At 68.8% G+C, this 22,341-nt stretch carries 23 protein-coding genes and 2 pseudogenes; 11 read left to right on the plus strand and 14 right to left on the minus strand.

Annotation, left to right across the window (positions count from 1 at the left end):
- Positions 1–72: 72 nt before the first annotated feature.
- The 7 genes from ACWCP0_RS28210 to ACWCP0_RS28240 all read right to left on the minus strand — a co-directional run bounded on the left by ACWCP0_RS28210 (position 73) and on the right by ACWCP0_RS28240 (position 4,467).
- Complete coding sequence (locus ACWCP0_RS28210; protein WP_451081656.1) at positions 73–450, minus strand: class I SAM-dependent methyltransferase; 378 nt, start codon at positions 448–450, stop codon at positions 73–75.
- On the minus strand, positions 425–715 hold the full coding sequence (locus ACWCP0_RS28215) for a hypothetical protein (protein WP_451081584.1): 291 nt from the start codon (positions 713–715) through the stop codon (positions 425–427). The genes ACWCP0_RS28210 and ACWCP0_RS28215 overlap by 26 nt, the downstream gene beginning before the upstream one ends.
- Positions 716–828: 113 nt before the next feature.
- Positions 829–1,092, minus strand: a complete 264-nt coding sequence (locus tag ACWCP0_RS28220) for a cation transporter (protein WP_451081585.1) — start codon at positions 1,090–1,092, stop codon at positions 829–831.
- A complete protein-coding gene (locus ACWCP0_RS28225) occupies positions 1,092–2,246 on the minus strand; it encodes an urease accessory protein UreH domain-containing protein (protein WP_451081586.1) in 1,155 nt (384 codons plus the stop codon). The genes ACWCP0_RS28220 and ACWCP0_RS28225 overlap by 1 nt, the downstream gene beginning before the upstream one ends.
- Positions 2,247–2,375: 129 nt before the next feature.
- Entirely contained in the window at positions 2,376–2,825 is a 450-nt protein-coding gene (locus ACWCP0_RS28230) for a hypothetical protein (RefSeq protein WP_451081587.1), read from the minus strand.
- 264 nt (positions 2,826–3,089) lie between these two features.
- Positions 3,090–3,407 (minus strand): SMI1/KNR4 family protein, encoded by a 318-nt coding sequence (locus ACWCP0_RS28235; protein WP_451081588.1) that lies wholly within the window; start codon positions 3,405–3,407, stop codon positions 3,090–3,092.
- Entirely contained in the window at positions 3,355–4,467 is a 1,113-nt protein-coding gene (locus tag ACWCP0_RS28240) for an ABC transporter substrate-binding protein (protein WP_451081589.1), read from the minus strand. Before ACWCP0_RS28240 ends, ACWCP0_RS28235 begins: the two co-directional genes overlap by 53 nt.
- A 37-nt stretch (positions 4,468–4,504) precedes the next feature.
- Between ACWCP0_RS28240 and ACWCP0_RS28245 the strand changes: the two are divergent.
- Positions 4,505–5,449: pseudogene (locus tag ACWCP0_RS28245) on the plus strand (transposase); the annotation flags it as partial.
- Between the two features lie 349 nt (positions 5,450–5,798).
- Complete coding sequence (locus ACWCP0_RS28250) at positions 5,799–7,880, plus strand: NPCBM/NEW2 domain-containing protein (RefSeq protein ID WP_451081590.1); 2,082 nt, start codon at positions 5,799–5,801, stop codon at positions 7,878–7,880.
- A gap of 836 nt (positions 7,881–8,716) precedes the next feature.
- Here the strand turns inward: ACWCP0_RS28250 and ACWCP0_RS28255 are convergent.
- A complete protein-coding gene (locus ACWCP0_RS28255; protein ID WP_451081591.1) occupies positions 8,717–9,577 on the minus strand; it encodes a phosphatidylinositol-specific phospholipase C/glycerophosphodiester phosphodiesterase family protein in 861 nt (286 codons plus the stop codon).
- Positions 9,578–10,116: 539 nt separating this feature from the next.
- On the opposite strand from ACWCP0_RS28255, the gene ACWCP0_RS28260 reads away from it, so the two are divergent.
- Positions 10,117–10,377 (plus strand): hypothetical protein, encoded by a 261-nt coding sequence (locus ACWCP0_RS28260; protein WP_451081592.1) that lies wholly within the window; start codon positions 10,117–10,119, stop codon positions 10,375–10,377.
- A 431-nt stretch (positions 10,378–10,808) separates the two neighbouring features.
- On the plus strand, positions 10,809–11,900 hold the full coding sequence (locus ACWCP0_RS28265) for an MBL fold metallo-hydrolase (RefSeq protein ID WP_451081593.1): 1,092 nt from the start codon (positions 10,809–10,811) through the stop codon (positions 11,898–11,900).
- Between the two features lie 746 nt (positions 11,901–12,646).
- Here ACWCP0_RS28265 and ACWCP0_RS28270 read toward each other — a convergent pair.
- Positions 12,647–13,909 carry a DUF6348 family protein gene (locus ACWCP0_RS28270; protein ID WP_451081594.1) on the minus strand — a complete coding sequence of 421 codons (1,263 nt, stop codon included), beginning with the start codon at positions 13,907–13,909 and terminating at the stop codon, positions 12,647–12,649.
- 233 nt (positions 13,910–14,142) lie between these two features.
- Complete coding sequence (locus tag ACWCP0_RS28275; protein WP_451081595.1) at positions 14,143–14,658, minus strand: RNase H family protein; 516 nt, start codon at positions 14,656–14,658, stop codon at positions 14,143–14,145.
- Positions 14,659–14,667: 9 nt separating this feature from the next.
- Here ACWCP0_RS28275 and ACWCP0_RS28280 point away from each other — a divergent pair, with 9 nt between their 5' ends.
- The 3 genes from ACWCP0_RS28280 to ACWCP0_RS28290 all read left to right on the plus strand — a co-directional run bounded on the left by ACWCP0_RS28280 (position 14,668) and on the right by ACWCP0_RS28290 (position 17,543).
- Positions 14,668–14,796: a hypothetical protein gene (locus ACWCP0_RS28280; RefSeq protein WP_451081596.1), complete on the plus strand. Its 129-nt coding sequence runs from the start codon at positions 14,668–14,670 to the stop codon at positions 14,794–14,796.
- 28 nt (positions 14,797–14,824) lie between these two features.
- Positions 14,825–15,223, plus strand: coding sequence for a hypothetical protein (locus ACWCP0_RS28285; RefSeq protein WP_451081597.1), 399 nt, complete (start codon positions 14,825–14,827; stop codon positions 15,221–15,223).
- Between the two features lie 1,237 nt (positions 15,224–16,460).
- A complete protein-coding gene (locus tag ACWCP0_RS28290) occupies positions 16,461–17,543 on the plus strand; it encodes a GNAT family N-acetyltransferase (protein ID WP_451081598.1) in 1,083 nt (360 codons plus the stop codon).
- Here the strand turns inward: ACWCP0_RS28290 and ACWCP0_RS28295 are convergent.
- A complete protein-coding gene (locus ACWCP0_RS28295; RefSeq protein WP_451081599.1) occupies positions 17,533–18,495 on the minus strand; it encodes an FAD-dependent oxidoreductase in 963 nt (320 codons plus the stop codon). The two genes, ACWCP0_RS28290 and ACWCP0_RS28295, sit on opposite strands and share 11 nt — an antisense overlap.
- 2 nt (positions 18,496–18,497) lie before the next feature.
- On the opposite strand from ACWCP0_RS28295, the gene ACWCP0_RS28300 reads away from it, so the two are divergent.
- From ACWCP0_RS28300 to ACWCP0_RS28310, 3 genes are all read left to right on the plus strand, one after another.
- Positions 18,498–18,725 (plus strand): hypothetical protein, encoded by a 228-nt coding sequence (locus tag ACWCP0_RS28300; protein ID WP_451081600.1) that lies wholly within the window; start codon positions 18,498–18,500, stop codon positions 18,723–18,725.
- Positions 18,725–19,438, plus strand: a complete 714-nt coding sequence (gene istB, locus ACWCP0_RS28305) for an IS21-like element helper ATPase IstB (RefSeq protein ID WP_451081601.1) — start codon at positions 18,725–18,727, stop codon at positions 19,436–19,438. Before ACWCP0_RS28300 ends, istB begins: the two co-directional genes overlap by 1 nt.
- Positions 19,439–19,529: 91 nt before the next feature.
- Complete coding sequence (locus ACWCP0_RS28310; RefSeq protein ID WP_451081602.1) at positions 19,530–19,901, plus strand: hypothetical protein; 372 nt, start codon at positions 19,530–19,532, stop codon at positions 19,899–19,901.
- A 153-nt stretch (positions 19,902–20,054) separates the two neighbouring features.
- On the opposite strand, the gene ACWCP0_RS28315 is transcribed toward ACWCP0_RS28310, so the two are convergent.
- The 3 genes and pseudogenes from ACWCP0_RS28315 to ACWCP0_RS28325 form a co-directional block, all read right to left on the minus strand.
- Positions 20,055–20,624, minus strand: coding sequence for a hypothetical protein (locus ACWCP0_RS28315; protein ID WP_451081603.1), 570 nt, complete (start codon positions 20,622–20,624; stop codon positions 20,055–20,057).
- 164 nt (positions 20,625–20,788) lie between these two features.
- Positions 20,789–20,917, minus strand: a pseudogene (locus tag ACWCP0_RS28320) (IS701 family transposase); the annotation flags it as partial.
- Positions 20,918–21,047: 130 nt separating this feature from the next.
- Complete coding sequence (locus tag ACWCP0_RS28325) at positions 21,048–21,401, minus strand: hypothetical protein (protein ID WP_451081604.1); 354 nt, start codon at positions 21,399–21,401, stop codon at positions 21,048–21,050.
- Between the two features lie 259 nt (positions 21,402–21,660).
- Between ACWCP0_RS28325 and ACWCP0_RS28330 the strand changes: the two genes are divergently transcribed.
- Complete coding sequence (locus tag ACWCP0_RS28330; RefSeq protein WP_451081605.1) at positions 21,661–22,263, plus strand: hypothetical protein; 603 nt, start codon at positions 21,661–21,663, stop codon at positions 22,261–22,263.
- Positions 22,264–22,341: the final 78 nt, after the last annotated feature.

Below are 22,341 nucleotides of genomic sequence, written 5' to 3' on the forward strand. Positions count from 1 at the left end.
ACGGGCGAGGGGCGTCCTGGGCAGAAGCCTGGGCCGCCCCTTCGGCGTACCTGCGCCCGGCCGGAGAGTGCTTCATCTGTCGGCGGGCCCGGCTGTGGGCTTGCGGGCGGTGAGGCGTTCGACGATGCCGAGCTTGAACCGGCCGTGCTGCTCGATCTCCACGCCCGCCGCCTGAACGTGCCGGAGGGGTCGGCGCAGCAGATGTTCCCCGCCTATCAACACGGTGATGAGTTCGATGATCTGCTGGAGTGCGCGGACGGGCCAGGTGGTGCTGGGGACGTGATCCAGCAGGAGGAGCCTGCCGCCGGGCCTGAGCACGCGGCTCATCTCCGCGATCGCGCGCTGGTCGTCGGGGATCGCGCACAGCGAGAGGGTGCACACGACGGTGTCGAAGGACATGTCCGGGAACGGCAGGGCCTGTGCGTCACCCTCGCGCAGGTCCGCGGCCAGGTTGAGCCCGCCTGCACGGCGCCGGGCGGCGGCACATCTGAGGGCTCCACTCGATGCCGGTCAGCCGCAAACCTGGAGGGTAGAGCGGCAGGTTCAGACCGGTGCCGATGGCCACCTCCAGGACATCGCCAGAGGCCTTGGAGCACACCCACGTGCGGCTTTCGCCGAACAGGGTGCGGTCGAAGAACCGCATCTGCCGGTCGTAGGAGCGGGCGTGCTTGTCCCAGTAGCGGCGCAGCCGCTCGTTGCTGCTCGGCTCGGGCATGCTGCCATCGTCACCGCCGGCCGACTTCTGCGCACGGCACCGTCGCCCCGCGGGAGAACCCGGCCGGAGGACTTCCCCCGGCCGGGCCACCCTTGGGCTTGGGCGTTGTCGTGTCAGTCGGCCGGGCGGGCCGTGTAGTCGCCGGCCTGCTCCACCGCCGCGACGAGTACGGCCGTGGCCACGTCGGCGCCTTCGTCCAGGCGGACGGTGGTGCGCCCGGTCTTCACGTCGGTGTGGGAGGAGCGGACCCCGGGGATGTCCTCCAGCTCGTCATCGATGAGCAGGCCGCAGCTGGTGCAGTGCATGCCCTCGACGTGGAGCACCAGCCCCCGCCCGGTGTCGGCTTCGGTCTTGTTCTTACGGCTGAACAGCTTCACTACCGGTCCTTCTTGAAGTCGATGGCGCCGGTCTGCATGCCCATGGCGCAGGAGAAGCGGAGCGTGCCGGGCTTACGGGTGCCGAGGTCGATGTTGGTGTCGCCGTCTCGTTTGACGATCTCCTGGACGCCGAGTTCGGGGATGGTGAACGCGCGGGCGCAGCCACCGGAGTCCTTGCCGTGCAGCACGAGCGTGGTCGGCACTCCGGCCTTCGCGGTGAACTGGGTGGGGGCGTAGAAGTCCGTCACGGTCAGCGTGACGATCTGCTTGCCGGAGGCGTCGATATGCACCGGCTCCGGGACATCGGCCCCGATCGTCCCTCCGCCGCCGGAGCCGCCCTGCTCGCCGCCTTCGACGGTGAACGGCTCACTCGCCACAGCCTGCTTGTCGGGGGTGGTGAACGAGACCCAGCCACCGGCCTGTAGCGCGGAGCCCGTCGTCCAGGCCGCGACGCTCAGCACCACCACACCGGTGAGCGCGGCCAGTCGCCCGGACAACGCCTGGCTGCTGCGGCGGAAGAGGTAGCCGAGCACGGCGAACAGCGGCGCCGTACCGATCACGAAACCGGCCATCACCGCCGCCCCGGCCAACGGGGATCCGGAGGTGACGGCGAGCAGCTCCATCGACAGGGTCACCCCGCACGGCACCAGCACGGTGGCGAAGCCGACCAGGGCCGGGGTGACGGCCGAGCCGGTCCTGGTACTGCGCCGCATCAACCGGCCGAACGAAGCCGGAGGACGCGGCACCAGCCGCCCTACCCACCTGACGCCGAACAGGTCCAGCGCGAACAGCACCATCAGCACCCCGGCGGCCAGCAGCAACACCGCCTGGGTACGAGGGCTGGGCTGCAGCGCATCACCAAAGACACCCAGCAGTGCGCCGAGCAGGGTATGCGAGAGCAGCTTCCCGGCAAGGAACGCCCCGACCGGCGCCAGCGGCGTGGCAGCTCGTTCCACCGGAGGCGCGGCGGCAGGGCGGGTCTGACGGGGCGACCTCTTGGAGGCCGATTTCGTGGAGGAAGGAGCGGGGGCGGGGGTAAGGCGGCGGGTCACCGCTCCGGCCAACAGCCCCCCTTGAACGGCGGCGCACGAGGCGCCACCGGCGAGCAGACCGGTACTCGCACCGGTAATCAGCAATGCGACGGACGACGGCATGCGTCGTTACTCCTGTTCTGCGACGACGGCACGCACACAGGAATGCGGTTACGGGCGTACCGAGGCGGACGTGAGGAACGCGGCGTCCCACGAGGCGGCCTGAGGGGCAGCCTCACGGGCGGCGAGCCGTCACGTCCGCGACACGCACAACCGGTGCAGATCAGGAGGAGCGACCGCTGGAGGCGGTGCGTTGGGCTGTGCCACCAGCCGCGCAGGGGAGCATGCGATCGCGCGCGGGGTGACCGCGGGCGCCTGGCCGGCCGGGCCGTCCTGGGCGAGCGTGGCCTCTGGCGCCGCACACTGCTTCTCGGCCGCCGGGCAGCGCGGGCTGTGATCCACCGCCGACTCGGCTACGGCCGACGCGGCAGCATCAATGGCATGTACGTGGCCGTCGCCTGGCGCGGTCCCTACCGCCGCATGCGAGGCCGCATCCATTGGCGCCGACACCGCCGCTGGCATCGCCATGGGCATGGTCATCGCCATCGCGGGGCGCGCGAGCCCCGACAGGCACACGAACAGCGCGCACACCAACAGCGCCCCGGACCACGTCCGGAGCGGCAGGAGCACGCGTCGCGACATGCGCGCCATGCTAAGCCATGCCCGACGGCCACCCGGCCGATCATGGAAACCGGGCTACTCGCCTTCTGGCCAGTCGTAGCTGTTGGGCACGTCGGTTCTCTGGACCGCCGGCCCGTGCGATGGTGACCCAGCAAAGGATGTCGGAACCAGGGGTGCGGCCACAGATCATGATGTCGTCGGGGCAACGTCGGGACGCCAGTGTTCGCGGGTGTGGTGCCAGGTCTCCTGTGCGCCCGGCGTGTCGTCGGCAATGCTTCCAGGCTGTTAGTCGCTGTCCGGGACGGGGACGGGGACGGGGACGGGGTCGGGGCGGAGGACGTGGACGACACCGTTGATGCCGCCGGCGCCGTAGGTCTCGAGGAAGGGCTTGTAGTCCGCGGGCAGGCGGGTTCCCAGCTGGCGCTCGACGGCCGCCGAGTCGATCTGCTCATTGACAGCGGTGTCGGTGGGCGTGATCTGCGCCAGCGCGACGATCTGGGGATCAGCCTCAAGTTCGGACAGATCTGGGCAGTCGGACCTCCGTGCTCTCTCAGTTGGCGTGAAGGATCCGAAAGCGATCGGGTTCCGCCGGATCTCGATCAACGACTTGGATCGGCGTCCAAGCCCATTGCCAAACGCTGATGCCTGGCGTGCGGGAGAACTGGATCTGCCCGCGGGTGCCTTCGACTGCAACGCGCGGCCAGGATTCGGCAGTGCGCGCCCGGTCCGCGCCGTGAGAACGCAGCACATCGGCGAGGACGGCGACCGTGTCGTAGCCCTCGAAGGCGACGAAGGAGGGCGCTTCGGCTAGCCGCTCGCGGAGGGCCGTCTCGACTCGTGCACCGAGTGGGCTGAGGCGCTCGGGCAGGTAGCGCAAGAACGGGATCGCGGCACTGTCGTCGCCCAGCAACTTCGCCCATTCGGCGAACTCCGGTTGCCCGGCCGGAGCACCAATCATGATCTCGGCGAGGCGCTGGTCGCGGCGGACGGACTTGACGATCGACACTGCCGGCTCCGGGTGGCCGACCAGAAGAAGGAGGGCTGTCGCGCGATTGTCGACGAGTTCGTCGCACACGGCCGTGGGGGCGAGCGCGCGCATATCGAGTTCGATGACGGTGCCGCCGCGTGGAGCGAGGTAGTCCCGCAGAATGCGGGCCCCAGATGCCCAGTAGACACTCGACTCGGCTGCTACGGCGATTCGACTGTGGCCCGCGCTGAGGAGGAAGTCTGCGTAGATCTGCCAGCCGTGGGACTGCGCCGGGGCGAGGCGCGCGACCCATTCCGTCGGTTGTTCGGTGAGCGCGTCGAGAACCGCTGAGGAGCAGAGGAACGGCAGGCCGAGGGCGTCGGCCCTGGCGGCAGCGGCGCGAGCGACGACGCTGTGATACTCCCCCGCCAAGGCGGCCACGCCCAGGCGAGCCAATTCATCTACGGCCGCTGCGGCCCTCTGTGGATCAGCCGCGGTGTCTCGGACCACCAGCTCGAGTGGTCTTCCGACGATCCCACCGGAGTCATTGACTTCGCGAACGGCCAGCTCGAGTCCAGCGAGCAAGTGTTGGCCCGCCTCGGCCCAGCCAGGCCGAGTTAGCGGAACGAGAGCGCCGATCTGGACGGATGATCCGTCAGCCCGCCCCGCTCCAGGTGGCGATGGTGGCGTATTCATGCGTTGGCGTCTCCCGTTGATCCGGACGTGCAGCTTAACCGCCTGGTACGACCGGTACGCACCCATGGGGCTGCGTGACCGGTTCCGTGGTTCACTGGACAAGATTCGTGATGTCGCTGGCTCATGGCGGCATGCCGGCAGCCTGATGCAGCGGTTTCTCGAGGACGCGCAAACCTACGTCGGGACCGCGAGCAAGGCGATCGTGGACGCTGCGCTTGCCCAACTGCACGAGGCCCACCGCTACGGCACCGAGATCCTCATCCGCGGCGACAGTGCGGGCAGCTCCAAAGTTTTCCTCGCCCACCGCCGCCAGCTGCGCGAGCGAGGGATGAACACCTTCTTCTCCGTCGGCACCGCCGTCACCCAAGACGTTCGCCGCGCGATCCGCACCGTTCCCGACCGCCTGTGGCATCCCGCCCTCGACCAGGACGGGTCCCTGCGGTGCGGGGCCGAGGTCACCGAGCTGACCGGGCTGGTCGACCTCACGGGCTACCCGGACGGCACCCGCCTCCTGGTGCGCCGCGAACGCCCGCACCCCGGCGCCCAACTGTCGTTGTTCGACCAGGACGAGGACCTGCGGCATCAGGTATTTCTCACTGGCACACCGTTCGCAGGCGGCGGCTCGGCCCAGTACCTGGAGGTCCGCCACCGCGGCCATGCCACGGTCGAGGACCGCATCCGCTGCGGCAAAGACACCGGATTCGGCCGCTTCCCCTCACGCCACTTCCCGGTCAACGCCGTCCGGCTGGAGCTGTCCCTGACCGCGATCGACCTGCTCGCATGGACCAGCATCCTGCTGCTGGACGGCGCTCTCGCCCAAGCCGAGCCCAGAACGCTGCGCTACCGGCTCCTGCACGTCGCCGCCCGGCACACTCGCGGTGCCCGCCGCCTCCGCCTGAGGATCTCGGCGACCTGGCCATGGCGACACGAACTCACCACCGCATCCCACCGCCTCGCCTCCCTGCCCCGCGAGGCCGGCTGACCAGCAGGCCCCTGCCCGCCCACGACCCGAAGGACTTCGGAGAACCCGGCCATAGCGCCGGGACCTCGGCATGCCAAGCAGCCGAAATCGACCAGGCCCGCCATCAAGTTGACCGTGAACCACACCTCACCAGCCCCAACCGAAGCGGCGAGGCTAGTAACTCGTAATTTAGGAATTATTATTGACACGCGCCGGTAACCGCTGCAAGATCCTGGAAACAAACCGCAGGCGCGCGGGCGTTGACTGGTCCGAAGACCGACCGCCGCACCCTCCACGAGGGAGCGGTACCTCGGACTCACGACCAGGACGGGTCGGCCCGCCTGATCGATGGGACAGCGAAGGTTCCGATGTGAAACGACATCTCACCGTCCTCCTCGCCCTCCTGACCGGCTTGCTGGTCTTGCCGGCACCCGCCCACGCCGGCCCAGCGGCCGGCACTGTCGCCGTCACGGCGCCAGCACCACAGCAGGTGCTGAGCCCGACGCCGTACATGGGCTGGAACACCTACTACGCGCTCGGTGGCGATCCGACCGACGCCGAGGTCAGGTCGATAGCCGACTTCCTGGTCAGCAGCGGCCTGCGCGACGCCGGCTACGAGTACGTCTGGATCGACGGCAACTGGGCGGCGCCGACCCCGCGCAGCGCAGCCGGCGACCTGGTGCCCAACCCCGACCAGTTCCCGAACGGGCTGAAGCCGCTGGTCGACTACATCCACTCCAAGGGTCTGAAGGCCGGCATCTACACCGACGCCGGTCCGTACATCCCGGGCAAGTGCGGACTCGGCAGCCACGGCTACTACCAGCGCGACGCGGACAACTTCGCCGCCCTGGAGTTCGACGCGGTCAAGGTGGACTACCTCTGCGGGATCGCCGCGGACCTCGACCCGAAGACCGTCTACACCGAGTTCGCGCAGGCGTTGCGGAACAACGCCAGTGGGCGCCCCATGCTCTTCAACCTCTGCAACCCGGTGACCTCCCCGGACTGGGGCAACTACCCGGAGGAGCAGCAGTCGACGTACTCCTGGAGCTATGCGCCGGGGATCGCGCAGTCCTGGCGGACGTACACGGATGTGGGTTTCGTCGGCGAGATCAAGTTCAAGGACGTGCTGCGGAACTACGACGCGAACGCGCGGCACCCCGAGGCCGCCGGGCCGGGGCACTTCAACGACCCGGACTACCTCGGACCTGAGCTGGGGATGACCGACGAGGAGTTCCGTACCCAGATGACGCTGTGGTCGGTGGCGGCCGCGCCGCTGGTGATCGGCAGTGACGTCCGTAAGCTCAGCCAGACCTCGCTCGGCATTCTCACGGACAGCGATGTACTCGCGATCAACCAGGACACCGCCGGCATCCAGGCCGTCCGCGTCGGCCCCGCCGGTACGACGGAGACCTGGGTGAAGCGGCTGGCCAACGGTGACCGTGCCGTGGTGCTGCTGAACCGGGGCGACAGCCCGACGACCGTGACCACGAAGGCGTCGTCGGTCGGGCTGTCCGGGGATCGGTTCACCCTGAAGAACGCCTGGACCAACCAGGTCACCGAGAGCGCCGGTACCATCAGTGCCGCCGTCCCGGCCCACGGCGCGGCCCTGTTCCGGGTCGGCCCGGCCACAGGCAAGCCCGGTGTTCCGCACGTCGTCGCCGGCCTGCCGCAGGTGACGCAGGTCGGTGGCGACGCGGTGCCGGCCGGGGTCGCCCCGGTGGTCGCCGGCGGCGACCAGGCCCGGGTCGAGGTCACCGTCCGTAACGACGGTGCGCAGCCGGTCTTCGCGCCGCAGGTTGAGCTGAAGGTGCCCGCCGGCTGGACGGCCCGTCCGCTCGGCGAAGCGCCGAAGCTGCTGGACTCCAACCGCTCCGAGACCTTCGCCTTCACGGTGACCCTGCCGGCCACCGCCGCGCCGGGCAACACCGCGCTGACCGCCACCACGTCGTACAAGGTGATCGGCAAGGGACAGCTGCGGCAGGAGACGGCCACATCGGTAGTTGTCGCACCGGCGGCGCCGGACGGCGACGTCGTCCTGTCGCACCACAAGTGGATCAGCGCCACCAGCGGGTGGATGAGCCCGACGGTCGACCTGAGCGTCGGTGGCTGGTCGCCGATCAGCATGCTCGGCCAGGTCCACCCGACCGGTATCGGGGTCGCCTCGCCCTCCGCGGTCCGCTACTACCTCGGCGACCAGTGCAGCCGGCTGACCGCGACCGTCGGCATCGACGATGCGGTGCGCAACGTCGGCCCGGAGGGCGGCACGTCGACCTTCCAGGTGATCGGTGACGGCCGGGTGCTGTTCGACAGCGGTGTGCTGACCCGCGACGACACCCGCCAGGCCGACGTCGACCTGACCGGCGTCCGGGTGCTCGACCTGGTGGTCGGCGACGCCGGCGACGGCGGCTACAACGACCGCGCCAACTGGGCCGGTCTGAACGCCACCTGCTGATTCGGCTCGGCCGCACCCAGGTGACACCTCACCTGGGTGCGGCCGATTCGCCAAGACTTTGAGACGCCGTGGCGCGGTTACGCGCCACGGCGTCGTGATGTCGGGCCGGCCCGGATGGGGAGCGGACGGCCCTTCCCTGCGTGCGCCCCTCAGTCAGGTCAACGGCGGCGCCAGTCGCGGGCAGCGGGTGCTCAGTTCCCCGATTCCTCCTCGCATACCGTGAGGGCGACCTCCCACGCCGACGGGAAGCCGCCCTCATTCCTGTCCGTCATCAGCGCCGACCGTACGGCCCACAGCTCTTCCCGCGACCACTCTTGCCGCACGCCCCGCCCCTTCGCCCGCTCCTCCCTCGATCAGATCAACGACGGGCGCCAGGACTGGTGAGCAGGTTGAGGCGGTCGAGGACTTCGGCGGTCCGCACGACCGGCAGTCCGCGGACCCTCAAGGCCGGGAAAAGCTCGGAGTGCCGGATCGTCTCGCCCTCGCAGTGGCCGGACAGCAGGATGACCAGGGTCCGGTCGACGTCGCTGGTGATCCAGCGGCTCCAGCCGCGGGCAGTGCCTTTGGCTTGAGGAGGTGGACATCCGCGACGGCCGCATCAGCGGCCTTCCTGCCGGGCGTTGGAGGAGTCGATCGTGTACGACAGGCATCCGTGGCCCGCGCGCGCACCCGGGCAGGTGGCGTCTTGCCGGTCGAGTGCTACTCCGGCGCCTGCGGGCAGCGGCGCAGCCCGGAACGGCCCGGTGGCGACCCTCCTGGTGGGGGGACTGCCTCCGGGCCGTCTCGGTATGCCGCTCAGCTGTGTGCGTGTGCCGCGTGGATGCGCTGGCTCTCGCCTACTTGGAGTCGTGGACGCGCAGGAATGTCTCGAGCCCGGCCAGGTCGTCGGTGTTGAGGTAGTCGACATCGGCGTCGACCAGTTCCTTCCAGACCGCGTCACGCGCAGGTCCGGCCGTGTCGGGGGTGGCCCAGAAGCGGACCTGCTGCCCCTTGGTGTGGGCGTCGGCCACGATCTGACGCAGCTTCGCGCGTTCGTGCACCGGCATCGGGCCCACGCCCTGCCAGGCGAAGTTCTTCGTCCAGTTGTCGCTGATCAGCGGGATGAATGAGGCGGGAGCGCTGGTGCCCAGGTCGGCGAGGCGGCCGTCGTAGAAGGCGGAGCGCACGTTCTGCGCCTCCATCGGGATCCGTGCGGCGCGGTCGCCGGAGATGACCGGGGTCACCGCTGCGGCGTGCACCTTGCCGGGCGTGGACGTGGTCAGCATCGACCGGTAGCGCTTCAGATGCTCGGCCAGCACCTCGTAGGTCTCCGCGCCTGGGGTCTTGATGTCGATGAGCAGCTGAAGCGAGGTGGTGTGGCCGTCGTACACCTCGCCGTGGTTGGCCTTCACCCGCTTCATCAGCGGGTCGAGGTAGAGCGACTCGAGCGTGCGGCCCGGTGTCAGGTCCTCCTTGTCGTGACCGATCAGCAACTCGTCGCCCACCAGCCAGATGTCGGCCTCGATGCTGCTGAAGCCGTGCGACAGTGCATCGTCGAGCGGGTTGGTGTGCTCGTAGTCGTTGTGGGCGTGGGCCCGTGCGAGCGGGGCTGGGGACGGTGCCGCGTCGGTGGATGCGGCGTAGGACGGGGCCGCCAGACCACTCGCAAGGACAGTGGTGGTGAGCGTGACGAGAGCACGGCGCGTATGCCGGAACATGAAGCCTCCTGGATCTCCGCCCGTGTGTGGGACCGGGCGGCCTGACGGAGGCTAAGAAGCGGCGGTGTCTCTTTGCGCACGCGGCGGGAAACATGCCGTGAATCAGGCCTGGCTGTACCGCCTCGGGCATGGCTGTTCCTCGGACGTTGCTCCGGCCGTCGGCGGTGGATGTGAAGGCCGAGGCAAGCGGGCTGCGGAGCAGGCGCATCACGGGATGCACAGGACCCAGGACTTTGGCGGCATGCGCAGGCCGCAGGCGCACCACTGAGTGCGGCGTGTGCGAGGCGCTGGATGGATGGGGAGTTGTCACGCCGACAGGGCGCTCTGTGTGGGTGCCGTGGGGCAGTTCATTGCCGAAGCCGTCGACACCGTGCCGGGTTCCGCTCGTCTGTGAATCTGCGTCGGGGCAGCCGGTCATGTCAGGTCCGCTGGTTGTGCAGGTCGTCGCGGAGCGGTGAGGGCGCCGAGGCCGCGGATGCCGGTGAAGGGGACGAAGCGGACGAAGCGGACGCCGGGGTGGGTTGTCGAGTAGCAGAGTGATGTGGCCGTGGCCGGCGGCGCGGCTGGCGGCGAGCAGGGTCGACTGCCAGGCCATGATGGTCGCCCCGGCGTTCTCGGTGGTGGGCCGGGGCGGCTCAGCTTTCGCCGCCGAAGCGCTCACGGCACGACTCAAGATCTGGAAGACGTCGATGTCGCCGGTGTCGATCACGTGCAGGCCCCTCCAGCACGCTTTCGTCCGGCCTTGCCAGGGCACCGCGCACCCCCAGCGGCCGCGACAGCAGTTCGCGGGGATGATCTGACGGTTTCGCACCGGCAGTCCACAGCGGGATGTGCCGCAGGGTACGAGGCCCGGCAGGCCGGTACAACGCAACCGGAAGCTGCCCCTGCGGCGCTCGAACGGTGCACGACCTGGATACTTCCTGACTCGATTCATGCAGACCCTGGGGATGGCGCGGTACCGCTCGCCGCCATGCCGCAGACCCCGCAAGCCTCAACCCCCGGTTCGATGAGCCGACCCGAGCGGCGCACCCGTGGCGCATCGCGAGCTCCGACCCCTGCCCGCGGCTCAGTCCGCCGGGGCGCGGCGTCCTCTGCCGCAGTGGGTCCTAAATACTTGACGCATCCACTATATAGTTTACTATTCAACTTCTTAATTGGTTGGAGCCCCGCGTGTGCTGCCGGCCCATCGGCCGATCACAGTCCGCGGCGGCCCAGTTCGGAAGGAAAACTCATGACAACGAAGCTCACAGCAGCGGACGGAGCAAGCCGCCGCAGATTCCTGAAGGGGGCGACGGTCGCTGCCGCCGTGCCTGCCGCGGCCGCGCTGCTCGGCGGCGCGCTGCCCGGCACCGCAGCGGCGACTGATACGACCGCACTACCGGACTACGCGCCGATCCCATCGGGCTCGGTCGGTCCCGCGCTCAACGCGGACGGCTACTTCGTGGGCCGGATCAAGGGGAACCTCTACTGGGTGACCGACTCGTACTACCAGGCCATGTTCCTGACCACCAGGGAGGGCGTCGTACTCGTCGACGCGCCGCCCACAATCGGACACAACCTGCTGCGCGCCATCGAGCAGGTGACCAGGGCCAACGGCATGCCCAGCAAGGTCACGCACCTGGTGTACTCCCACTCCCACGCCGATCACATCGGGGCCTCGGCCATCCTGGGCAAGGACGTGGTGCGCATCGGCCACACCGAGACTCGTCGCTTGCTGCGCCTGGACCGGGACCCGAACCGGCCGGTCCCGACGGTGACCTTCGACGACCGCTACGTCCTGAAGGTGGGCGGCGAGCGACTGGAACTCGCCTACCATGGTCCGAACCACTCGCCCGACAACATCTTCATCTACGCCCCCGACCAGGCGACCCTGATGGTTGTGGATGTGCTGTACCCCGGTTGGGTGCCGTTCAAGAACCTCGCCGTCTCTCAGGACATCCCTGGCTGGGTGAAGGCACACGACGTGGCGATGGACTACCCGTGGCAGACCCTGGTCGGTGGCCACCTCGGACGTCTCGGAGTCCGCGCCGACGGTGATCTGCAGAAGCAGTACATGGCCGACCTCGACGCCTCCGTCCGCAACGCCTCGGCGACGGTGGACCCCACGCCCTACTTCCAGAAGTACGGACCCACCGGAAACTCCTGGGCCATCTTCAAGGCCTACCTCGACGCCGTCGCCCAGCAAGCCGCTGACCCGGTGATCGCCAAATACACCGGAACTCTGGCCGCCGCCGACGTCTTCACGGCCGACAACGCTTTCACACTGCTTGAGTCGCTGCGCATCGATGGCGGACAGCTCGGCCCCTTCGGCATCCGTCCGTAAGCAGCCGCACCCACTCCCGCTCCTTCTCCGCAGCCGGTCGGAGTGGGAGGCACCGGAAACTCCTCGATCCGTGGAGCCGGCGCCGGACTCGGCCGTGCAGGCGAGGCCCGCGCGGCCGGGTCACCGCCGTGACCGGGGCACCGTGCCGCGGCGACGGCGGCGAGCCGGTGCGGACGGCTCGGCGCGGCGATGATCGAGTACGCCCGTCCGGGGATCCGCCTTCTTGGGCAAGCCCAGAGGTCGCGCACCGGCGGCATCCTGCGGGCCGCACTCGAGCGCCACGGCATCACCCCCGCGTATGCGGGGATGGCGTCGAGCGCGGCTCCCTCAACACCACCTTGGAGGGCGCACCCCGCGTATACATCACCGCCCACAACGACAGCGGCCACACCGGCTACGACCTGCCCGAGACGGGTCACATCGGCTTCACTGCCGTGACCACCGACGCCGGAACGTCGATGGTGTGGGACGGTCATGCGCACCCGTCTCCGAGTCCGTTGTTGTCGAGTCCTCCAAGTCGAGCAGGTGTCATGACACTGGGTCGCAAGGGTGTAAGGCGCATCGTTGTCGACGGGTACGGCCTACGGCTGGCGCTTGCGGCGTAGAACAATCCACCAGCATCCACACGGGCCTGATTGACCCAGATGCGGATGGTCTGCGCCAAGGGCTCAAACTCCTTGGCCAGGTCCTCGGGCGGGCAGCCGGCCGGGCGAGTCGACGATCTGGCCGCCAGGACTCCGGCAGGTCTACGCGGGACGCGCCCCTGGGCTGCGGTCGCCGAGCACGAACGCGGCCGGCCAGCTTTCGCGCAGGATCCGGACCAGCAGCGGGTGCTCGGAGTCGAGAACCTCGCTGAGCCGGATCGAGCCGTCCGCCTCGATCCGCTGCCCGCCGAGCAGGACGCGCGCCTGGAGCAGCTCCTCGCCCCATGGCTCGATGGCGTTGCAGAACAGGCCCTCGAAGCGGTGACCGGCCAGGGTGCCGTCGTGCACCCGGCGGGTGTAGTCCTCGATCACCTCGGCGGACAGGTACACCCAGGCCAGGTGAACCACGGTGCGGCCGTCGTCGAGGCGGATCGGCAGCCGGACCTTGAGAAAGTTGCCGACACCTCGGGCGACCATCACCGCGCCGGTATCGGCGGTGACCCGCTCCGCCCGCTCGGCCGGGGAGAGTTCGGCGATCAGGTGGGGGAGGGGGTGGGCGAAGCCTGGATGCTCCGGGTCGAAGGTGCCGCCGCAGTCGCACCCGCACCCGCTCCCGCCGGCCGCGTGGTCGTGCAGCTCTGGGCCGGAGCCGATGGGCAGCACCAGGGTGAAGGACCGGGCGACGGTGAAGACCGTCGGCTCGGGCAAGCCGAGTGCGGCCAGCGCGGCGGAGGCGGCCTCGTGCCGCTCGCCGTTGACGCGCACCTCGGCCTCCACGGCGCCTGGGGCGCCGCCGTAGAAGACCCGGACACCGTTGAACCAGGGCGACTCCAGGTCGGCGGTGAAGGTGTGGGCGATCTCGCGGAGCACGTCCGCCTCCAGCAGTGCGTTCTGGAGACGGAGGTTCTCCCGGTCGGAGAGCCCGTAGGCCAGCACGCCCGAGGTGATGGACCGCCACCCCGGAACGCCACGCTCCTCGTCGGGGCCCCAGTGCTCGGCGAGCTGCTCGTGCCCGTCGAGCAGCTCGAGCATGCAGGCGCCGGCGGAACGGGCCCAGAGGCCGGCCGCGTCACGCGGGGTGGTGACCACCACGACGCAGTCCACGAAGCAGGGCACGTCGGGCTGGATGCTCACGTCCGGGAAGGCGATCAGGTCGTAGTGCCCCTCGTCCCCGTGCCCTGCCGGCCCGATACCGACGGCCCAGCCCTGCGGACTGAGGAGCGAGTTGCCCTTGAGTTCGGCGCCCGCCGTGCAGCCGGGGGCGACCTCCTCCAGGGCGTCGCGGACCAGGGTGAGGAAGTCGAGATCGGGCAGTCGGCCCTCGGGGGGCTCGGTGACGCGCGGGCGGCGGCGTATCCAGGGCATGCGGGGATCATACGGAAGCGGTGCTGGTGGGCCATCTGCATCTCCGCAGGCAGGGTATGGGCGGTGCAGGCTGCCGGCGGTAGGGGCGGAGGGTCGGCCGAGCCGAGCCATCGGTGCGGAGCCGTGCTCAGGCGCTGCTACTTCCCACCGACATCGCACACGGCCGTGATCGGGAAGTGGTCTTGCAATCCGACGACACACGCTCTCGGTTGTGGCCTACGCAGCCACGCTGGTTATGGCCGGGCATCAGGCGGTCCCGTCGCGTGACGGTGGCTTCGGCTGGCGATAGAGAACCGGGCGGCACCGAGATAGTGCCAGCCCGTCAGGATTTTGGGGATCATGCGGCAGTGTGCGGCTCGCTCTGGCCGAATCGAAGAGCGCGCAGGATCCGCCCCTGCTCCTTGCGGGCGACAGCAGCGGGGGATGCGGCCGGTGGCACGGCGCAGGGCCAGAGTGGCAAGGGCGTCGGCGGTCTCGTTGAGGTCGTGGCCGATGTGGCCCTTGAGCCAGCGGACCTCAACGCGGTCGCGGTGCGGCATCAGGTCGGCGAGGAGCTGCCTGCCCTCGGGGAACACAACAGTGCGGTGGGCCACCGCCGGGTTGGCGTTTTCAAGGGCCCGGTTGATGGTGGCGACGGCTTCGGAGCTGTCACACAGGATGACGACGGGGCAGTCCCGGCTGCGGTCGAGGAGGGCGAGGGCGGCGTTGCAGATGCCGACGACCTCCTCCTCGCCGCTGCCGGAGGCCATGGAGTCGCCATGGCCCGTGATGCCCGTTTCGGAGACCCAGCCATAGCCGCACACGGTGGACTCGTCGCCGACCGCGGCGTCGGCGACGGCTACGACCGCATGGGGGAGGAGGTCGTCGAGGATCGCGTATCGGTCTGAGGCGGTGTCGGGCTCGGCGATCTCCCTCGTGACGTCATCCCTCGTCCAGCCCAGCCGTGGCAGGGACTTCCATGACAAGGGCCTCGGCGAGAGCGAGGGGGCATCGCGGGCACTCCGCGGCCCGTTCCGGGCAGCCGGCCTGGTGCTCGGCGGACAGCTGCCGCGCCCGGTCCCACAGGTCCAGGTGGACGGTGGCGAAGCGTCCGAGGGCCCCTTCGCGGCACTGGACGACGAGGTCGGCGAACGCCCCAGTAGCCGTGAGATCCCGAATACGGTCGTGGAGATCGGCGGTCCGGTGCTTGGCCTCGACCGCACGGGCGGCGAGGATCGCGGTGTCGTGATCGGCATCGCCGAGCGCGTCGAGCTGGGCGCTGCGGGCGGTGGGGGACGGGCGAGCGCGGCCCGCTCGCCCTGGGCGATCGCGTAACGGCCCCAGGCCAGCGCGGTACGGGGGTGCCGACTCCACCTATCGACGACCGCGTCATGTTCAAGGTGCGGGTTCTCCGCGTCCCGGGCGTCGTGCAACAGGGCCTGGATGAAGGAGTCGTCTTCGCAGTCCAGAAGTTCGCGGATCGGCGAAGGGAACAGGAGGTGTAGGTCGCCTGTGATGGCATCGCGAGCGGCCTGAATCGTCCAGTCCACCGGGCATTGGGTGGTGCCCTCCATCATCGATGGATCCTCAGCGACCTGGAGAAGGCCTTCACGCGATCCGTCCCCAAGGTGCTGACATCGTCCGATCTCGGCGACCAGGCGAAGGGTTTCCACGCGGAGCCCGGGGGACCCGGTAGCCGCGATCCGGAGCAGGAACGGCACCGCCAATGCTCCCACCGCGATCGTGCTGCCCTGGTGGTGAAGATTTATCCACAGCTGCCACAAAGCCCCGTCGGCGGCTTCGGCATCTTCGGAGGCGAGCGTCGCAAGGAGACCGGGAATTTCCTCGCCCGGGCCATAGAAATGCGGAAACCGCTTCCAAGGGATCTCGTCGTACCTGAACCCGTCCCTGACCTCCCGTGGGATCGCGCCCACGACCGTACGCATGTCGCAATCCGTGCCCGCCCACGGCTCTGGCCACCTGGCCCAACGGTCATCGTCCACAGTCTGGCCTTCAGACATCACAGCCCTCCTCCACTTGCCGACCACGCGATCCGTGAACACCTTCATCAACGACCGGGCCGACACTGCACGCGCGAAACTTGGGTACGTCGTCCGGTCGATCGACGCCACCCGAACCCTCGACAGCCGTCACCCGCCAGCGCGAGCCCCGGGAGTCTAATGACCGTTGATCAAGAGTGCGGTCCGTTTCTGCCGGACTCCGGGACACCTCACCACGGTGACGTCATTTCTCGTGAGCCACTGCAGCACTCAAGATCGCCAACTGCTGCCCAAACCGCTGATCACACGCTGCTACTTCACGTGAACGAAGCCAGGTGGCCTTGCGCTCGATGCAGAGGAAGCTGATGATTCAACAGTTCTCCTGCACGCAGGGAACTTCGGGCTGGCCGCCGCGATGGGCGAAACGGAGTGACATGGCCCCTCTGTCAACCAGGTCGGCAGTCCCCGCGGATCTGCCGCACCTCTGCACGCTGCTGACCGATTGGGACAGGGTTGGCGCACTTTCGTGGGCCTTGCTTCTCCCGGATGTCGTAGCTGCTGGAGTAGCCAGGGTGGCCGAAGCCGACGGCGCACTGGTCGCGTGCGCGGTGGCCGAAGTGCCCTCGCCGGGCCATGTGCGACTGTCTGGGATAGCGGTCTGTTCCGGGATGCGCCGCCAGGGCATCGCATCTCGCCTGCTGACCGAGTTACTCGAGGAGGTGGCGGAGAGGCCGGGGGACCAGCCACTGATCTCCGCCGTAGTTCCATCGACGGAATTCGACGCCATGTGGTTCCTGCTGGCTCACGGGTTCATCGGGACCCGGGTCCTGCGAGCAGCCGCCCCGGCCGGAGACCTGCTCATCCACTACCAGCACAAGTTGCGAGTCGAGTACATCGACCCGGATGCCCGGCACCTCGTACCGGCGTCTGCCATGGAGCAGCTACGGGAGTCACTCGCACCGGTCGACCACGCCCTGACGGGCCTGGCAACCCTTGCCGGCGAACCTGCCTTCGAGATAGCCCGCTTCGAACGAGACGACCCTGCAACTCTCCAGTCCGGGGAAGCAGCCGCAGGCATTGCCTTCTCCGGCTCGTTGCTTGCTGCGATCACCTTCCTCTTGGGCTTTGCCTTTTCCTCCTCCCGCTTCCCCGACGACGTACGTCTGCTTCTCATCGGTGCGACGTTCAGCACCATGTTGTCTCTGATCGTCTATGCAAGTGCCTCCGGCGAACTGGCTCGAATCCGCTCGAACTCCTTCGGCAGGATCATGAAGTGGGGGAACGTACTGTCCGAGTACGGCGGCGTCCTGCCGTTCCTCATCTCACTTCCGGTCACCTATGCCCAGGTCAGCCGGAACCCCTGGACGACCATGGTGCTGGCCCTCGTGCTCAGCGCCTCGATCGTCGGCTACGAGCGGTCCGACTTCTCGATCGCACACCGCTTCCACCGCAGCAGGAGCGAAGTCGCGCTCATGCTGCTGACCGCAGCGTCGCCAACCGCCGGTGCCGCAATCGTGACCACCGGCACTCTCAGCTGGCCGTGGACGGCGACCCTGGCCGCCATCCTGGCGACACGAACCTGGCTGTACCTCTTCCGTCGGGGGCCCGAAGCCGGGATCGCCGGGCATCGCCGTCGGTGGCAGATCAGGGAGTGATCCCGGTCGCCTGTTGGACCCGCTCCACGGCTTCACGGGCACACCCCCACGACAGAGTGACGCCAGCACCGCCATGACCGTAGTTGTGCAAGATCAGCGTATCGTTGTGCCACTCCTCAGAGAGTCTGACCTCCGACCGCGTCGGGCGGAGCCCCACCCGGTGGTCGAGCACCCGGGCATCTGCCAGCGACGGTTCGACGGCAGCGCAGCGCTCGATGATCTCCTGGGCAGCTGCGAGGTCCGGCTGCAAGGACCAACTTCCCCGCTCCGCCGTCCCTCCGAGCACCACCGTGTTCGTATGCGGGTAGATGTACGTGAGGAGCTCGGCGCCAGGGGTGTCGTCACAGAAGAATGACTCGATGCCGGGGTTCTCGACCACGACCAACTGGCCGCGCACGGGCTCGACCGCAAGGTCGGCTGCAAGCGCTCGGGCGCCCATGCCCGAGCAATTGATCACCACCCGCACCGCTCCGGTGGCGGCCTCGTCAAGACTGGTGTAGTGGTGGTGCCGGATCCGCCCGCCGGCGCGGGCCAGGCGCTGGGTCAGGTAGTCGAGGTACCGGTGCATAGCCACCACGGGCGCCTGGTAGCGCCACCCAGCGAGGAAGCCGGGCCGCAGCTCGTCGGCGCTGCACGGATGCGCATCGACCAACTGCCACCAGGAAGGCAGGTCCCGGGGTGCCCGGGACTCCTGCGTGCCCTCCACGATGTGGATGCCCGTGTCCGGCTCGAAACTCAGCTCGGTCAGCGCAGACAGGGTGACACGGCTCCACCGATCGGTGGCGCTGCCCGCCGATACCAGATACGGGTCCCACATCGCACCGGCGGCCGCCGACGTTGTCATGTCGGGCGTGCGGTCGGTGTCCACCTGCACGTCCAGCCCAGCTTCAGCCAGACACACTGCTGTCGTGAGGCCGACGACTCCGGCACCGATCACCACGACACGGTCCACTGTTGCTCGCCTCCGCCGCACGAGTCGCTGGCTGTTGCGCCCGTCTAGATTGCCAGACTCCTGCACCGCGGCTGCTCGAAACGGCGCTGCCGCCTGCCCGGCTGAGGTTCGATCGTCCGTTCGGCGCCATCAACGCGATGGCCCTGCTGTTCGCCTCCGTCGCCCCGTCCGACACGGCGGATGAAATCCATGACGACCAGGTCCACGGCGAAGCTGAGGGAAGCATCTGATGAGCGTGATGGATTCGGCCCTGCGTGAGTCGCTGAAGTCGCTGCGGCTCTCGGGGATGCTGGAAACCCTCGATGCCCGCCTGGCCCAGGCCCACGGCGGCGAGCTCGGGCACCTGGACTTCCTGCAGGTCCTCTGCCAGGACGAGATCACCCGCCGCGAGACCGTCGCCTTCCAACGACGCCTGACCCGGGCGAAGTTCGAGCAGCAGGTCACCCTGGAGGAGTTCGACTTCACCGCCTCCTCGGAGCTTCCCGCCGCCCAGATCCGCGACCTCGGAGCCCTGCGCTGGCTCCACTCCGGCGAGTCGGTCATCCTCTTCGGCCCGGTCGGGGTTGGAAAGACCCACATCGCCCAGGCCCTCGGCCACCTCGCCGTCCGCCAGGGCGCCCACGTCCGCTTCGCCAAGACCAGCCGCATCCTCGCGGACCTCGCCGGCGGCCACGCGGACCGCACCTGGGACAAGCGGATCCGTGAACTGGTACGGCCCGACGTGCTCATCCTCGACGACTTCGCCATGCGCCAGCTCGGAGCGTCCCAGGCTGACGATCTCTACGAGCTGGTCAGCGAGCGGCAGGGCCGGTCCCTGATCATCACCAGCAACCGGGCGCCCAGCGACTGGTATCCCCTCTTCCCCAACCCCGTCGTCGCCGAGTCACTCCTGGACCGGCTGATCAACACGAGCCACCAGGTCATCATGAACGGCCCCAGCTAACGCCCGAACAAGCGCCCCAAGAACCCGACCGACAAGCCTGCCAAGCCCACGATCACCTAGGACCGCGTCCCGGAGGGCCAGGCTGGCGAGGATGTCGGTCCGGGATGAGATCGTTTCCCGCATGGCCGACACAGACGAAGCAGAAGCCGCCGTCGAGCATGCCGTCATCGCTCACTATCGACTGGCCGATGACGTCCTCGGCGAGCCAAGCCAACGGGAGGTCGTCCGCCAGGCCCAGTCCCTGCTGACCGAGGCGATCGAGCAAGCCGACGTCGGCGAGTTCGACGGAAACGAGTACGGAGGAGGCGAGGTGGTCCTCTACGCCTACGGACCGGACGCCGACGCACTCTTCGCTGTCATGGCACCCATCCTGAACGACCTGCCGTTCCGGCCGGCGCACGTCGTCTTGCGCTACGGCTCCGTCGATGACCCATCGGCTGCCGAGCATCGCGTCGACCTCTGACGAGACGAGTCACCAGCCCCCAGCCAGACGGGCACCTGGGGAATTACGTGAACTTACCCCTGGGGAATCTCTGACCGGAGTTCCGTGAATCCGCAGGTCAGGCTCTCCGGGGAATGCGGCATGCGCCGGAAGCTCGCCGCAGGGAGGGCCAGGCTAGAAAGGAGGTTGCCAGCCGCCCCAGCGCGTCTTGTGGCCGGGCGAGGGCCAGGATTCCGTTCCACCTGGATGGGGCCACAGACGGCCCACCCATTCACACTCCGGGATCGCGCCTTCCCAGTCGTCGGTGATGCGGTCGGCCCAGGTCTGGCCCACCATGACCGGCCGGGTCACCACGCCGCTGGCGACCTCCTGCACTCGCACCACCAGACCGAGTCCATTGACTCCAGGGTTCCCGCGCGGACCGTAGGACACATCGAGCACGCCACACCGGTGTGCGTGCAAGAGGAACCCTTCCAGATCGGCGGTGACGCAGGCGGTCAACTCCCGTCCCCAGAGCGTCACCTGGGGTCCGTGGGCCGCGTCGACCGCGACGCAGAACAACCGGCCGTCGATGAAGTAGGCGTACACGGCAGGCTCCGCACGTCCCATGCCGAACTCCACGCCGAGGGTCTCCCCAAACGGGTCAGCCTGGAACCGACGCAGCTCGGTCATGGCGACCTCAGTGATACGCATGCCGAAACACAGCGGCCCGACGCCTTCCAGGGGCATCAGCTCCCAGTCCAACCGCGCCGGCCCCTGCACGGTACCCCGAAGCTCTGGTGCCGCCATCTCTCCACCCGTCCCCGTCACACACCGAGCCGCGCCGATTCCAGGCGCTCAGCATCACCCTGGCATTACACCAAGCTCAAGATCGTTCACGGAACTCCGGGCAGAGCCAATTACGCACGCGAACGTCCACACTGTTCAGCCAGCCGCCAGCAGTTCTTGCGTTCCACGCCGGACAGCAGGCCGAGCAGATAGGCGCGGGCGGTAGCCCGAGGTTCCACTCGCCGGAACCGTCCCGCGATCCGGGTCATGGCCTGGTCGAACATCGCCCGCCAGCGGGCAGGGTCTACGCTATGGCCCGCGGCCACCGCACGATCTTCAGGAGTCCACACAACCCCCGATGATCACGCGGTGGCCGTTCCTGCTGCAGGCTGGCAGCGTTCACTCGTCGTAGTACTCACAGTCGTCGCCCTGGACGCGCGCCCCCAGCACCCCAGCTATCTCCCGCATCTTCTTGAGCAGAACCTCATCCGGGTTATTCACCACGACCCGCCCCTCTCGCCAGTCCAACCAGGCGCCGTGAGTGCCCCGTTCGGGGTGGGTGACCATCTGTGCCAGCCACTCGTGCCGGTACTCCAACACCGCATCCTGGCCGCGCGGAGAAGCCCGGGCCACCCGAACCATCTCCAGGTCGGGGTCGGCAGCGACCACCGCCGCCCACTCCTGCGTGGTGATCAGCTCGCCCTCTTCCTGCCACCACGGCGTACGCCGGGTGATGTGCACGTCATAGCCCATGCCCGCCACAGTAAGCGGCACGACTGACACCACCGACGCGATCACGAAGTCGCACTGGAGTACTAGCTGATCCCCTGGCGGGCCGTAGTGAGTGGCAGCGCGCGACGTAACCGCGGTCGGCGCCTGGCCACACCGGCGAGCAGCAGCAGGCCGACCGCTAGTGTCGCGACCGGAAGGGTTCACCGGCTCGCGATACGCGCTCGCCCTTCCAACCATGGGGAGACAACGGCCGGCGCCTGGCTGGCCGAGGGGGAGGACCATGCTGTTCGCGCAGCTCAAACCCGGCGGGCTCTACGTCAAGCGGACCTACCGACCGGACTGGGAGCTCACCCTGATCCGGGTCGGCGAGTCCCCGCGCCTGTGGCGGTGGAACGAGAAGCGGTGGTCCTACGAGGTGGCCGAAGACACCGACCGGCCGGACTTCAAGCAGCGTGTCGGCTATCTCGCCGTGGCGCCCCCGGCGGCGTGGCCGGAGAGCGACGGCGTGGGCGGCATGCTGAGGCGCGGCATCCAACGCTGGGCGAGGCCGATGGCCGCGCTCCGTTCTCCTTTGCCGGATCCCGCTGTGACGCGTGTGGCCTGGTTCGATCTGCCGACTCGCGACGAGGACGAGGAGCTGTCATGGACGATCTTCGATCCGCGGGACATCGTCTGCCCGTACACCTCACCGGAGGAGTTCCAACAGCGCATCCTTGACCGGATGACGGCGCTCGGCGTGGAACCGCTGCCCGTGTTCCAGCCGCCGCCCCTGGGCAGCGTCACGCCCACCGACGTCCCTCGTGCGGCGCTGCGGCTCGACGTCCTCGCGGAACTCCTCGACCGCGTCCCCGGTTCCGGGGTGGAACAAGAGACCGAACGCTGACGGGTGTTCCGCCCGGCGAAGTGGAGAGCCTGTGCGCCCACACGGGTGGTCCGGACGCATGCCAGTGGGCGCCAGCCC

Source organism: Streptomyces sp. NPDC001970 (assembly GCF_053594115.1).